Source organism: Pseudomonas serboccidentalis, assembly GCF_028830055.1.
Lineage (GTDB): Bacteria > Pseudomonadota > Gammaproteobacteria > Pseudomonadales > Pseudomonadaceae > Aquipseudomonas > Aquipseudomonas serboccidentalis.
This window is the reverse complement of the sequence record NZ_CP101655.1, coordinates 1,999,252-2,014,859: the sequence shown is the minus strand read 5'-3', so window position 1 is coordinate 2,014,859 and position 15,608 is coordinate 1,999,252. Positions and strand designations below refer to the sequence as shown.

Sequence of the window (15,608 nt, the reverse complement as noted above, 5' to 3'; positions counted from 1 at the left end):
TTTTTTGATCTTCAAAGGCTAACGGCGCTCTCCTGCCGCCACGCACTCGGGCTCATTCCCGTCCAGCGCTTGAACGCCCGACGAAAACTGCGCACGTCGCTGTAGCCGACTTCTTCGGTGATGCGCTCGATCGGCATGTCCGGATTGGCCAGCAGACTCATCGTCCGCGCCTGGCGCACCTGTTCCAGCAGCGCCTCAAAGGTCAGTGCGTGCTCGGTCAGGCGCCGGCGCAAGGTGCGGCTGCTCATGTTCAGGTCGCCGGCGATCTTTTCGATGTGGCTGCCCCGGCTCAGGTCCCGGGCAATCGCCCGTTCCACCGCCTGAATCAGATCGAGTTTCTGGTGCACCTGCGCAGCTTCCAGCTCCAGCAAGGCAACGGCCTGACGCAGCGCCAGGGAATGATGATTGGGCAGGTTCACGTCCAGCCATTGCGCGTCGATCAGCATGCGGTTGTGCAGGCAGCCGAAGCGCACATCTGGCCCGAGCAGGCGCTGGTATTCGCTCAGATAATCCGGCGCGGCGTGCACGAATTCCACGGCGATCGGCTTGAATTCGCTGCCGGCCAATGCCCGACCGTACACCAGCAGGCTGGCGAAAAACTCTTCGACCGCGAACACCTGCACGTCGGCGAACGGCAAGCGGCACTCGGCATCGAGGTGCACCTGCCCGCCCACCACATCGACACTGGACACCACAATCCCGCCAGAAGTGTGCTGGTGGCGGATCCCCAGAGCGAAGGCATCGCGCAAGGTCTTGCACAGCGACAACACATGCCCGAGCAGCCCCAGCGTACCCAGCACATTCTGTGCGCCCACCCACAGACCGAGGCCCTGATTGGGCAGCACTTTGAGCGCGCGCTGAATCATCGCCACGGCCTGGCGATAGGAAATCCGTTGCGCCGGATCCTGCAGATCTTCAAGCGTGAAACCCAGGCCACGGCACAGGCTTTGCGGGTCGATGCCCTTGTTGTGCACGACTTCGGCGAGGGTTTGCAGGAGGAACGGCGACACCAGCGCCAGTTCGAAGGTCGGGTCTTGGACTTTTACGTTCATGGGGGCTGACATTCCGGATCACGCTTGATTGTTATTTTTGTAACCGGTTATGTCGAAGGACGTTAGCACAGGGGACGCGGACTGTCCGCAGAAGCCCCCCTCGATGTCCGCCAATACCCTGCCCCAATGTACGCCAAACGCTTATTTCTATCGTACCGGCGCCCCGTGCGACCGGTGCCAGGTCCCAATCACAATAATAATGAGGACAGTTATGAGCCCGAACCGTGCGCCCTCCTTCTTGCCGCTCGCCCTTTTCATGGCGGGTTGCGCCCTGACGTTGCCAGCCCTGGCCACCGAGGCCGGCGTCGACAACATCGGCACCGGCACCGACGGTTTCTTCATGTTGCCGCTGGAAGTCGACAGCCTTCCGCAGAACATGGTCGCGTTCAACCTCTACTACAACCATTACAAAGCGACGAAGCTCAACATCAGCTCGTTGGGCGGCAAAGTGCCGAATGTCGAAATCGAATCCACTGCGGTCATTCCGCGCCTCGATTACCTGAGCCCGGTGCGGGTACTGGGCGGTCGCCTGGCCGGCTACATCGCCCAGCCCTGGCTCAAGCAGGAAGTCTCGGTTTACGGCCTCAGCGATACCCGCGAAGGCATGGGCGATACCACCATCGCGCCGATCATCCTGTGGGACATGGGCAAGAACCTGACCCTCGCCGCCGCCGTGGAAATCACCGTGCCCACCGGCGAGTACAGCGTCGATCGGCTGGCCAACACCAGCAACAACTTCTACACCTACAAGCCGCTGTTCTCGTTCACCTGGCTGCCGACCGACAAAACCGAAGTGTCGATGAAGACCACCTACAGCTTCAACGAGAAGAACAAGGACACCGACTACAAGTCCGGGCAGATCTTCCACTTCGATTACTCGGCCAGCTACAAGATCACCGACGACCTGATGCTCGGTCTCAACGGCTACTACCTCAAGCAGACCACTGACGACAAGCAGTACGGCCACACCGTGCAGTTTGCCGGCCAGGACGTGGACGACGGCGTACGCGGACAAGTGTTCGCGATTGGTCCGGCGTTGCACTTCACCTTTCTCAAGTACGCCAGCGCAGAGATTCGCTGGGCCAAGGAGTTTGACGTGGAGAACCGCCCCGAAGGCGAGATGCTCTGGGCAAAAGTCAGCATCCCCTACGCCTTCTGATCGTTGTTGTCCCCTGTAGGAGCTGCCGCAGGCTGCGATCTTTTGACTTTGTTTTTTGAAAGCAAGATCGCAGCCTGCGACAGCTCCTACACGGGGGACGGTGTTGTGGGCGAATCCGATGACAACGTCCGTCGTTTTTCCCTTATGGGCAAAGGAAACGTCCGACATCTTTCCCGCCAGCGCTTCGGGATACTGGGTACTTCGTCTTGCCAGTGACGACAGCGAGCCCCATCCCCCTTAGACTGCTTCACATTGATCATGGAGGTCATTATGAGCGCCGAACTTTTCCCCATCGTTTCAGACTTCGAAACCCCAGAGCAGGCCGCCAGCTACGATCGCTGGTTCCGGGCCCAGGTGCAGGCCTCGATGGATGATCCACGGCCCAATATCCCCCACGAGCTGGTGATGGCCGAGATGCGCGCCCTCATCGAATCGAAACTCAACAAAAACAGTGCGGGTTGACTGGCGACCTGAAGCTCGCACTCAACTCTGGCAAACCCTGAACTACATCGCTGACCGCAACGCCATTGCGGCCAGTCAACTGAACGCAGCCATCGAAGTGGCTACCTCGGCCCTACCTCGACACCCCTATCTTTATCGATTTGACCGAGTCACCGGGACCCGGGAAATTGTTGTCCACCCCAACTACGTCGTGGTCTATCGGGTAACTGACCGGATAGAAATTCTGAACCTTTTGCATGCTCGACAAGCATATCCCTAAGGCTCCCCATCCAATCGACAAAAAAAGGGCGACCCACCGGCCGCCCAAAGTACTACACGAGAGTCTTTTACAACGTCAGTTGCCCACGCTCCTCCTCGGTCAGCTGCTGTTTGGCCTGCTCATCCAGCGCCCCGGCCCCCAGCACCTGCACCGGGCTGTTCGGGTTGTATCCGGTGGCCGGTGCACGGCTGGCGCCGTCGCGGGACGGTGTCAGTTGTTCGTTGCCGAAACTCAGCACCTGCACGGTAAACACCGACGCCTGATTCTGCCGCGCCGCCGCTTGCTGTTGGCGGGCGACGTCTTCAGCGGCCTGGGTCGCTGAAGACGCAGCGGAACTGGCCGAGGTGATCGCCCCGGTGTTCACCGCCGCCACCACGGGTACGCCACTGGCCTTGCCCTGCACCGCGATGTTGGCGGCGTTGACCACGGTCAGCGCGGCAATGTTGACGTTGCCGGAGACGCGAATCCCCGCCTCGCCCGCATCGATGGTACCCAGCGGCGCGATCAGGTCGATGTCGCCCGGTGCCACTTCGGCAATCGGATTGAGCGTGGCGATACCGGCCCCGGTGCTCGGCACCGATGGCGACAGCGTGACGTTGCCCCAGGTGTCGTAGACGCGTTTGGGCGGGGTGTAGACCACGGTGGTTTTCGAGCCGCGACCGGCGTTGATGTCACCTTCGGCCGACCAGCCGAGAATCGAGCCGCCGAAGGTGGTCATGATCCGGCTCTGCCCCAACAGGATGCTGCCCTGCGAGTAGAGCTGAATATTGCCCGAGCCCTGGGTGGTGATCCCCGCCGTCGACGGTGGCGCCGCACCTTCGATGCCGAACACCTGACCGCCGCCTGGGGTGAGCATCTGGATATCGCCGCCGAACAGGGTCTTGACCCCGGCGCCACCGTACAGCGTGATGTCGCCGTCGTAGCGGATCGGATTGCCCGCCACATCGGTGGCCGGAAACAGCGCGGCAATGGCGTCGCGACCGCGCAGGTAACTGCCTTGGCGCGGACCGTCGACGTCGGTGTATTCCAGACCTGCGGCGCGCAATTCGGCGAAGTACACCTGGCGGGCGAAGATCGCTTGCTCGGCACTCGGCAGTGTGGCGAAGAACGTTTTCGCCTGCTCGACGTTACCGCTGAAGCCGTAACCCAGCGTTAGCCAGCTCTGTAATTCGTCGAGATAAGTCTTGACCACCTTGCCCGATTGACCGTTAAGGGACGTGTTCGGATCGGCCAGGTTCTGCGAGTTGAGGTAACGCGCGATGAACCGCGAGTAATCCGGCCCTTGCGCGCCTGCACCGGCCTGCAACACGATGCTCGCACCCGGTCGGCGGTCTCCCGCCGCGATCGGCCCCAGGCTGGTAATAGCGGCCCGATCCTCCATCAGGATGTTGCGTCCGGCACTGATGTCCAGCAGGCCGGGGCCGGCGATATCGAAGGTGCTGTAGAGAATGTCGCGTCCGGCCGATACTCGCGAGACATCCCGCGGGTCGTTGTGAATGAACAGGTTGCCGGTCGACCTGATCTCTTCGTTGTTGCGGCCCATGCCATCAGCGTCTACCCATGTAGCCTGGCCGAGATTGGTACCCGAGGCGACGATATCGCGCCCGGCGAGCATCCAGACCGGCCCGGCCGCTTCGGACCAGGTTCGCTGCGTTATTCCGAATCGTCTGAACTCCAGCGATTCGCCGCTGCGTACCCCCACCAAGTCGCCGGTCAACGCATAGATCCGTGCGGGCTCCTGCACGCTGCCGGAACCCGAATAGCTGTTTGCCCCAAACGCGAACAACGGATAACGGGCGTTGCGCGAAGCCTCGACGCCGTCACCGCTGTTGTTGGTCATAACCGGTTTGCTGGCAAGGCTGTTGTCGAAGCCGTTGAACGATGGGGCAAACGGCGTGGTAACGGCCGAAGAACTGGCCCCTGATTGATTGATCGCGTAACCGCCGGCGTATATCGAATCCCCCGCCAGCAGCTCCAGTTGACCGGACGCCGCCGGGGCGAGCAGCAACGAATAGCCAATCCCCGTCCGGCTGCCCGAATTGTAGGCGGCCGAAGGTCCCGCGTAGATCGAGCCTTGCGCGGCCACGGCGCGCAGAATCGAGGGATACACGAAACGCCCATCGGTGGGTGCGGTGTTCAGCGAGAACGTCACCGCATCGGGCTCGGCCAATTGCGTGCTCGGCGTGAGATTGCCCCCCGCCGAGAACAGATCGATCGCCGTGCGATCGGTCCACAACGAAAATCCGCTCAACCCACCGCCCGCATGCAGCACACCGCCAGCGTCCGTAAAGGCTGTGGAGTTTTGCAGACGCACCCGACCCGGATCCGTTGCTCCGCCCAGCACCAGATCGCCGCGGGTATCGAGGCGCATGCCTGAATCCCCCGGAATCAACACCAGACCTCCCGTAGCACTGCTGATGGTCGCGTTGAAAGGGTCCAGGGCGCGGGTTTCGCGCGGATCTTGATCCACCGGCCCGGCGCCATAGTGCAGATTGACCCCGCCGAGGGCGCCGGCCGTAATGTGCGCCGCCCCTCGCAGGTTGATGAGAGCACCTTGCAAGTCATGATGCGGCGCATCGGTTCCGGTCACACCTGCCCGTGCCTGTAACGAAGGATTGAGCGAACCACCGACGCGGATATCGATGTCACCACCACCGGTCAATTGCAGGCTGCCGTCGCTGCCCACCCGCCCGGTGCTGCCGACCGCGACGATCAGGCCCTGACCTCGCGGGTAGAAATGGGTCAGGCCATCACCGACCGGATTGCGCATGCCGCCGTCCTTCCCGGCACGCAGGTTGATGTTGCCACCGCCCAGCGTGCCGAAACCGGTGAAGCCCACCAGATACGGCGCGGTACTGGCGCTATCGTCCGGCAAGGGTTGAGTCGCATAGCTACCGAAATTGATCCACCAGGCGGTCGGTATTTCATTGTTGCCAGTACCCTGGCGCCACAGCCAGTTGCCCACGGCTACGCTCGGAACCTGCTCGCGAATCTCCATCTGGTTGGTGATCGATCGTCGCCCGACGACATCCCCCGACACCGAACCGCCCGCGCCGATCGTCAAGTTGCCACCCAGTTGTGGGTACCAGGCTTGATACAGGCTGTCAGTGCCGCCGTTTACCCACTTTTCGTTATCACTGCCGGCGCTGCCCAACACCGAGCCATCATCCGACAGGCGACCGCGCGGCTGGTTGAACTGCGGAGCAACATCGCTCGATTGAGTGCCTGAGGTATACACGCCGAAGGGTGAGCTCATACTCAGATTGCCACCGGCCATCAGGTCCAGATCACCGGTACCGGTACGCAGGACACTGAACATCTGTGTGTGAGGGGAGATCGTAATGCCACCTTTGTTCGGGGTGCAGTACGCGGGATCAAAATCACACCAGAACAGATCTGCGTCACTGACCGGTGTCCCGACCTCCCCGCCCATCGGGTTGCCGTCGGCCCACAGGAACTTCGATGGCGCCACGCAGACGCCGGGAATCGCATCGCACCAGAACATTTCATCGTCTTTCACGACTTCACCGGGCGTGTATCCCAGTCCGTTGTCAACAGCCCAGGTGGTGTCGAGTTTTTTCTCGGTGACCTTCATCCCGTAGTGGGTGTCCGCCAGCTGCAGGTTGCCCTGCGTGGTTACCGGTTTCACCAGTCGATTGTCGGCAGCCTCCAGGTCCGCCCCCGCCACCACCCGCATCGACCAGGAGGCACTGCCCGACGGCAGCATGCTCGCCACCGCCCAGTTGCGCCCCTGTTGCGTCCCGCTCAATGGGCGCAGATCGATGAACGCCGTGCCGTCGGCCAGCACCACATCGGTCATGGAAGGAATCAGTGAGCCGCGCTGCAACGCCAGTGAACCGTTCAGTTTCACACCGACGGCGCCATTGTCCGTGAAGGTCCCTGGCAACGGCACGCCCTTGGGCCAGAGCATGGCTTGCATTTCGGTCGCGGCGTTCAACCGGATACCTGCGCCCAGACGGCTGCCCGCAGGCAGGGTCACGCTGTCGCCGAGCAGCGTGCCGGCGGCGAAAAGCAAATTGCCCGCAGCATCGTGTATCGCGCCCGCCAACGCCGTTCCGGCTTCCAGAGTGTAGGGCCCTGCCAGAATGCCCTGAGTGGGCAACAGCGTGCCACTGACCAGATTCGCGCCTTGAATCGGCAAGTCGTAATTGAGCGTCGTACCCACTGGAAACTTCGTGCCATCTGCCAGGGTGACACCCGCACCCGGCACAATCAGGTCGCCCCCGAACGGCTGAATGCCCGGTACCAGTTTCCACCCGGCATCGTCCACGGTTTCCGGCGGCGGCGCGAAACCGTCGTTGATGCTGCCGTAAATGTCGAGGTTGCCACCGGCACGGATAACCAGACTGCCCGATTCCCCGGAGCCATACACGGACGTCTTGGGCGTGTGTGGATTCAGGCTGGCGTAGCGGTAGCCGGACAGATCCAGATCCCCCTGCACGACGAGGTCGCCGTCGGCGCTTTTACTGGCGATTTCGACGCCCGGCCGCAGGTGGAACGCTTCGGCATAGGTCGCGTTGTTCAATCCGGCCAGTTTGCGTTGCAAGAGGTCGCTGTTGCTCAGCGCAGCATTGATGAACGCTGTGCTGTCGCTGTGGATACCGTCCAGATAAGCCTGATCGATGACTTGGTACGGTCGACCGCTCGCAGCCGGATCGACACCGTCAACGGCATCGGTGTAGCGTCGCGCCGCGTTGAGGTTGATGGCGCGGGCGCCCTGAATATTCAGCACGCCACGGGCATCAACGAGCATGTCACCGACGCCTGCGCGTGGGGCATTGAGGTCCAGCGTACCGCGTGGTAGACCATCGTTTTGCCCGGCCAGTGCGCCACGCGGCGCGTCAGTGCCATAACGCAGGTCTATGCTTGCGCCGGAGGCAAGCGTGAGCAGACCGTCACCGGCATTGAGCTCGACCATTGCCCGGTTCGGCGCATCGATGATTTTGCCGTAGCTGTCGACCCGTAGCACACGCCCGTGAGCATCGAGCATTGCATGACCGGCAACCGTCAGACCGTTTTTGCCGGACAGGCGAATACTGCCGACCCGCTCCCCGCTGGCATCGATCAACCCATTCACCGTCAGGCTGCCGTTATCCACGGAGACGCTGACTTCGCCGGCCCTGAGCCCGTCACCGATCGACAGATCGCCCTGTTTGAGCTGGAAGCTACGGCTGCCAAGCACCTGCCCGGCATTCAGACGCTGATTCAGTGCGGCAAAGGCGGTGCTCAAATCGCCACCCAGATGCTGCGCACGAATGTCCACGCCACCCGCCTTGTAGGGCACCAGAGTGCCGCCCGCATCGTAGTAACCGCTGCTGGCCCCGAGGATTTCACCTTGTAAATCCACTATGCCCGCGTTTGCCGCCAGTGCCACGGCACTGAGATTGCCAGCCTGGTTATGACGCGCCGACAGATCGATACGCGAACCACTTGCCTGGCGAATATTGCCTTGGCTGCTGTAAAGCGCCACATCGCCACCCCAGCTGTATTTGCTGACGTCATTGAACGGCAACGTACGCCCGGCCAGGTCAAGTTGTGCGGCGCTGGTCAGCGTCAGATCGCTTTCAGACTTGACCACCAGTTTGCCGCTCGCCAGTGCGATGCGACCATCCAGCAGCACATTGCCCGCGTCCAGCGTCAGCTCTGCGCCCAACGCATCAGCCACCGCCGCGCTCGCCACACCGCTCAGCGTCAGACTGCCACCGGCCCTGAGCAGGTTGACCGAGGCGGCCTCCCCGGTCAGTAACGGGGTCCGCAAGTTCAGATTGCCGCCGCTGTAGGCGTAACCCTTGACCGGATCGAAAGCGCCTTGGGTCTGGTAGACCGACAGGCTGCCTTTGTGGTTGGCGGTAATGCGTTCGCTGGCATTGAGGTTGACATTGGCGAACCCCAGCGCAAGACGATTGTTTTGATCCAGGCCATTGGGTTGCGAGTACGCGCCATAGCCAAACTCGATGCGTTGCGCCTCGATGTCCAATGTGCCGCGCCCCGTGCCGGCACCGCCACTGATCACCGCCCCGGGCGCCTGGGTTGCACCATTCCAGATCAGGTTGGCGGTGCGGATCGTCGCCACGTCGCCAGCCTCGCCCAGACCGTAAATCGCCGGTGTGGTGAGCATCAGGTTCTGCAAGCGGCTGACGCCAGTCTGCGGGTCATGGGTATCAAGCGTGACGTTGCCAAAGAAATTGAACGAGTCACGCGTCGTCAGGCTCAGGGTTTCCAAGGCCGGCGCGCCAAACTGAGTGTCACCGCGCAGTAGCCGGTCAAGGACTTTCTGGCTCAGTGTCAGGCCTGCCGGAACCCGGTCGCTGGCCGCCAGGACTTCAGCGCTGCCCGCGTTGATGGCACCGACCGCGAGCGCCAGGTGACGCGTACCGAAGCGCACCCCCTCGTCCAGTTCAAACCGCTTGTCGGTGGCGGCCGTAATACTGCCGTTGGAGTAGAGCAATGCCGGGCTGCGGCAATCGCCCGTGAGGCAAACACCGATGCGGACATTGCCTGCGCCTGTCACGCCGTTGCTCGCCGCGGGCGCCAGTACGTTCGTCCAGCCATTGGACACCACCAGCAGGCTCGCTTGACCCGGCTGATAAACGAAGCCGTTGGCGGAATCGAACGGCACCGCGCCTCTGTTCAACGTGTTGATGCCTGCGCCGGCTTCAACAGTGATACCGCCCAGGGTATTGGTCGTACGAAGCAGCACCTCGGGTGCCGAGAGCAATGCACCTTCGCGCAACGAAATATCGGTGGCGCTGCCTTTGAAATCGATGATGTTGCCCGTCGTCCCGTAGTACACAGACGGCGTTGCACCGATGACCAGACGACCGGCGTCGAGGTTATTGAGGGTATCGGCATAAATAGCGATGCCCTCGTAGCCCACCGTTCGCGAACGCCCGGCTCCCAGGATCTCGAAACTGTTACCGCGCACACTGGCTGTACCGGCAACCCCGCCCTGCGCCGCCCCGAACAACGTTTTACCGTTGAAGTCCAGCGCGTGATCGTGTTGGCCACCGCTACTCAGATCGAAAGTCAGCGCTTTGGCATCCATCGGTGCCAGAGCACGCGGTATGCCTCGTCGCGCGGCGTCACTGCGAATGAATTGGGTGAAATCGGTTTCGTTGTATTGCGAGTAACGACGCAGCACATCGGCCGACGTCAGGATGATCTGGCTGGCGAGACTGTTACGCAGCCCGGTATTGGCGATCGACAAGTAAGCAGAGCTGCTCCAGGAACCATTGTTCATTTTCAGCGCACTCACCGATGAACCCGGCGTGGCCTGACCGTCTACCTCAACGCGAAAGGCGCCCGGCAACAGGCTGAATGTCGATGGCAACAGCGTATAAGTTCCGGCTGCAAGCCCGGGCACGCCAGCGCCGATGGTCACCTGCTGGCCGATACGCGGGTCGACTGCGCCGGCCTCCGCGAGCATCGGGGCGTACGTGCCTTGATTGCCTGGAACGATCGCATACACGGGATTGGTGCCAAGCCCGGGCAGACTGAACGTACCGTCAGCGGCATTGCGAACCAGCGGGTTGAAACGCGCATCGGTCGATCCACCGCGCCCGGAAACGAAACCGGCGCCGCGCAAGTCCCCACCTCCGGAGAGATCGATCAACGCACCGTTCTGCACGTCGACATATTGGGAGGTGAGGGTCACACCGGTGTTTTCCGAGGCCAGCCCTTCCAGCACCACGGACTTACCGTTGTAGCGATAGTCGATACCGTCCGTGGTACCACCGTAAGGCATTACCAGCCCGGCGCCACTCACCGACGTCACACTGCCGGGCAGCAGTTGAATGTCACGGGTCTTGATCAGCAAAGAATCGCCCAGGGTGATCTGCCCCAACGGAGCCCTGATGACCCCGGCCTGCTCGATCCGCCGCGCCGCCAGCGACAGACGACCGAAGACCGAATAGGGCAATGCCGCCGGGGCCGCACCGTGGCCGCTGATTCGCAAGGTACGTGATGCTCCGCCATAGGCTGCGGTCTGATAGCCGACACGAACTTCGGCTTCGACATGGCTGGCGGGATAAATCTGTGCGGCGCTGAGGTTCAGGTCACCGGGAGTCCACAGTTCGGACTTGGTCAAATCCCCTGTGGGCGCGAGGAAGCGCAAGTCGCCAAGGCTGTCGAGCGATACCTGGTCGAATCCACGGTGACTGACGGTTGTCGCCGGGCCACTGAGTTGCGCGATTGAACCCTGCGCACCGAACGACAGGCTGTTGCCCACATCCAACAGGTTCGCTCTGGCATTGAACTGCGCTGCCGAAACTGAAGTGGTGGGCGTATTCAAGACGCGCGGGCGCATATAGCCGACGTTGGAGAAATACTTGCCTGTCCCGGACAGACGCAGATAAGGAGCAGCCAGATTGACCTGCGCAGAATCCTTCGATGCCTCGGCCAGGGACAGTGAGCTGGTGAACAGACTCAGGCTTTGGCCCATATGCAGGTCGACATCGCCATCGAACAGGATGGAGCCATTACTCAACAGGCTGAGGTTGTCGAAACCTCCCGACATCAGTTTGTCGGCGCTCAAGCGGGCCTGACCGTAGCGTATGTCGGGGTCAGTTTCACCGGCCTGTTGGCGCAGGATGATCTCTCGTTGCACGCGCACATCATTCGCACCCTGGGTGTCTCGGTAGAGGGGACTCTCAAGGGCAATGTCCAATCCTCCCCCCGCCGCACTCGCCCCGCCGGCCGCCGCTCGCAAAGTGCCATTGAGCGACAGGCCGCTGTAGGAGCTCAGCGCGATTCGCCCACCGTCCGTAGCCACCCGGGTCGGGCCCGCCCCGGCGATATCCAGCACCGCTTCGGTACCCGACGCCTCCAGGCGCGCCCCGCGCTGCACGATCACGAAAGCATCCGCGGAGGTCGCGGTCGCCTTCTTCGCGTCGATCTCGCCACCGATGACGATGCTGCCGCCCTTGCCGACCAGGCCGTACGTGCGCCCCAGATAATCGACGGCCGTTGCCGCGCGGCCGGCAACATCAAGCACCGCATGCTCACCGACCACTATCGAGCGGTTATGCAGCCGTGGATCGGCACTCTGGGGATTGCTCGCTACATCGATCATGCCGAACTGTTGCTGGCGAACATCGATCATACCGCCCCAGGCGTCGAGCTCCCCATTGAGATCGATTTGCCCGGCGCCACGCACGCTGATGCGTTGACCCGGGTCGACGCTGATGCGCGAGCCCTGCCCCAGGGTCAACGCGCCAGCGCTCGGTTCAATCAGGTTTATTTCGCTGGCACCGGCCTGCAAGGAAAGGCTGGCGCCCGCTCGCTGCGTCAGCACGCCCTTGACCGGGTTTTCCTGAAACAGTGTTGGCGTCCACAGCTCCAGTGCCGCGCTCGGATCGTTACTGCCGGACCCTGTGAGCGCCGAATTACTGAAGCGATAAACCGGCATCGACACATCGACCCGCGTATCGTTCGCCACTTGCAGGCCGTTCAAGCCGATCACGTTGTAAGCTGAAAAACCGCGGTTGAACAGCGAGGGCGCCAGCTGCAGCGTCAGCCCGTCGAGGGGACCGAGAGGCTGACCGATCACGACTTTGTTGGCCTGGATCGCCAGACTGCCGCCGCCCGTCACGCCGTAGCCACGCAGCTCGCCGTCCAGAATCATATGCGACTGGGCAGGCGCACTGCTCGCGCTGGACTCCAGAGTCACGTCCCCACCCTTCGCGCCACGGGTCTTGCCGTTGGCAAGGACGGCGGCGCCAGACGACACATCGAGAAGGCTGCCAGCAGCGATGTCGATGTCACCGCTGCTGCGGATCGACACTCGCCCGCCGTTGAGCCAGGCCAGCCGATTGACGTCGTTCGCAGTGATGCGCAGATCGCTGTACAGGCCACGGGCGTCAAGTTGCACCCCCTCGGCGATCCCGACTCCTTTCGCCTGGCCGGCCGATCCAGGAATCACAGAACTGCCGGTCAACACGTTGCCCAGGTTCAAGCTGCCGCCGCGTGCAACCAGGTCTGCATTGACCTGCACCTGAGGGCCGAACAAGGTGATGTCACCGCCGGCATCAACGGCCACGGCGGAGTCGATCTGCACCTGTTCCCTGGCGGCGACCTTCAACGCACCGAGACGGAATCCGTTAATCAGATCGCTGTCGAGGAACAACCGGCCCTGACGTTCGGCGGCCACTTCGTCAGTCAGGCCGACGTTTTCAGCGCCGAAGGGGTTCCTCCCCCCCACCCGTACTTGATCGAACAACGGGTTGAACTCATACACCAGGCCACCCGCGGTAGCCGAGTAGGCGGGGTCATAGCTGCCTGCAATCAATTGCCCCCGGCGCGCCAAAGCCGTCTGAGACTGGGCATAGCCGTCGAGTGCGGAACGCGGCGCCTGGGTTTGCCGCTCACCTTCGAACACCTCACCCAGCAACTGCCCATTGAGCAAGGCATTGCGTGTACCGACGATCAACTGCCCGGCGTCGCGGCCAACGGTATAGCCGGGCTCGAAGCGTTGCGAAGGTGCAATCAGCGGGTTAAAGAAATAGCTGATCTGGCCCCAGCGCTCACTGTGATCCTCATAACCTTTGTAGAACCCCTTGTAGAGTATGTCCCCGGGAGCACGCGACACTTCATACAAGCGCCCGTCTGCGCCACGCAGCCAGCTCTGGCGAATATCGCCACTTTGCACGTCCAGTGTGCCGCCCGACAGATTGATCAACGAGCCTTGCTCGGTGACCACGTCGTTGCCTGCAAAACTCGTTGTACCGCCCTGCGCCATCCACTCCCCGATGGTGTGCCCTTGCGTACCGAGATAACCGCCGACTTCGAGCAATCCGCCGGCGGTGTACCAGCGATCGGTGGCATAGCCGTTGGTTCCGGCCGGGACATAGACCAGTTCACGCACATCGACCCAGATGTCGTTACTGTTCAGCGCCCCGCTCTCACGGTTGACCGACGCATCGCGCTGCTCATTGCCTTGAACGTTGATCTTGATGCTGTTGTTTTCCATCGCCACTTTGACGCCAAGGGCACCCGACACATCGATCAGCGCACCTTCACGCACAAGGCTTCGCAGTCGAGCGTCGACGGCCACCTGACCGCCGGTTGCCAGGGTAATCGAACCTTTCTGGAACTCGACGCTGCCACCGCTCTGGATCTCGATACGCGACTGATCGCCACGGATCCGGTTGTTCGCATTGACGCGGGTCAAGGCCGCTTGATGCTGACTGTCCAGCGCCGTCAGATCACTGCTGTCAAGCATGATCGCCGTGGTACTGCCCTGCCCCAGCGTCACACTGCCGGAGGTATCGGTCAGTGGGTTCGAGAGGTGAATCGTGCCCCGAGTCGCCACCGAGGTGCTGGTGAGCAACACGCCGTTCTGCACGACCTCATGCCCGGTCAAGGTAATGTCGCCGGTGGCGGCCTGAATCAGCCCGTTGTTGCTGGCCTTGCCGGCCGTGGCGCCGGCCTTGAAGCCCGGGATGACTTCGTTGCCGAAGGTGGTAGACAGCGTATTGCCCTCGGTACCCGAGCCTTTGCGGATGTAGAAGCGATCACCGGCTGCCAGTACCGTCTGGCCCTTGGCGGTGCTGATACTGCCGTCGTTCTGCACCTCCTGACCCAGCAACAATGCATAGCCGCCGGTATCGGTGGACGTCGACAGTTTGTGGGTTTGAATCGAGGCGCCGCGCTCCACCAGCACCTTGCCGGCAGCATCGGTGAAGGTTGGCTGGCTGCCGGTGCTGTCGAAGTACAGGCCACGGTCGCGAAACTGGATGTCGGTCATGTTGGCCGCGGCAGCCACCAGGTTGCGCACGTTGACCTGGCTGCTGCCGCTGAAGACGATACCGTTGCGGTTGATCAGCATCACCGTGCCAGCGCCCTTGATCTGCCCCTGGATCTGGCTCGGTCGGGCGCTCGGGTCATTGACCCGGTTGAGTACCGCCCAGTTCGCCTGTTGGGCAAATTCGACCGTCGTATTGCGTCCGACGTTGAAGGTTTCCCAGTTAAGGATCGCCTTGTCCGACGTCTGCTCGATACGCACATTGGTTTTGCCATCAGCCTGGGTTTGCTGCGGGCCTTTGGCGTTCTGCCAGCCCTGCGCAAGGCTGTTATCGACCTTCAAACCGCCCTCGCCCAGACCGTCCGGCACGAACTGAACCGAACCCGACGCCGCCGCGCGTCCGGCAGCCTGCGCCGCCTGCTGGGCAGCGATTGCCGCCACGGTGTTGTTGAGGGTCTGCAATGAACGCTGCAATTGCTGGTTGGCTCGTTGCTGCTGGGCCAGCGGTGGCGTCATCCCCGGCAACCCGCCAACACTCGGCCGAGCGGCCGCGGCCTGTTGTGCGCCACCCTTGGCAGCGAACCAGCCGGAACTGAACGCTGTCGCCGCTTCGGCGCTGCCGGCCACCAGACACAGCGCCACCGCCTGTGCCAATGGCTTGAGCAGCCACAGCGCCGGATCGGCAACTTCACGCTTGAGCCTCTGGGAACGGGTACCGCGACGGGATGGGCGAGCGAGCATCACTACGAGATCCTTTTTGATTGCCACACGAATCTGCAGGCGCGCAACAACCTGCTGTTACGACATAGGCAGTTGGTGAGGGGCACGACCGAACGGATGTCACACAAACTTCATGATCGGGGTGTAACTGCGAGAAAAAATGGCAGTCCCGTCAGCAGCAAAAAAAATGGCAAC

General features: G+C 62.2%; 5 protein-coding genes. 3 read left to right on the top strand and 2 right to left on the bottom strand.

The annotated features are described in order from the left end of the window. Positions 1–11 precede the first annotated feature (11 nt). On the bottom strand, positions 12–1,052 hold the full coding sequence (locus NN484_RS09355) for an AraC family transcriptional regulator (protein WP_215499813.1): 1,041 nt from the start codon (positions 1,050–1,052) through the stop codon (positions 12–14). A 256-nt stretch (positions 1,053–1,308) separates the two neighbouring features. Here NN484_RS09355 and NN484_RS09350 point away from each other — a divergent pair, with 256 nt between their 5' ends. From NN484_RS09350 to NN484_RS09340, 3 genes are all read left to right on the top strand, one after another. Further along, entirely contained in the window at positions 1,309–2,211 is a 903-nt protein-coding gene (locus tag NN484_RS09350) for a SphA family protein (RefSeq protein ID WP_414892321.1), read from the top strand. A gap of 270 nt (positions 2,212–2,481) precedes the next feature. Next, positions 2,482–2,673, top strand: coding sequence for a type II toxin-antitoxin system RelB family antitoxin (gene relB, locus NN484_RS09345; protein WP_127652498.1), 192 nt, complete (start codon positions 2,482–2,484; stop codon positions 2,671–2,673). Next, entirely contained in the window at positions 2,663–2,932 is a 270-nt protein-coding gene (locus tag NN484_RS09340; protein ID WP_274658959.1) for a type II toxin-antitoxin system RelE/ParE family toxin, read from the top strand. Before relB ends, NN484_RS09340 begins: the two co-directional genes overlap by 11 nt. A 67-nt stretch (positions 2,933–2,999) precedes the next feature. Here the strand turns inward: NN484_RS09340 and NN484_RS09335 are convergent, their stop codons facing one another. Beyond that, a complete protein-coding gene (locus tag NN484_RS09335) occupies positions 3,000–15,434 on the bottom strand; it encodes a filamentous hemagglutinin family protein (protein WP_274658958.1) in 12,435 nt (4,144 codons plus the stop codon). Positions 15,435–15,608 lie beyond the last annotated feature (174 nt).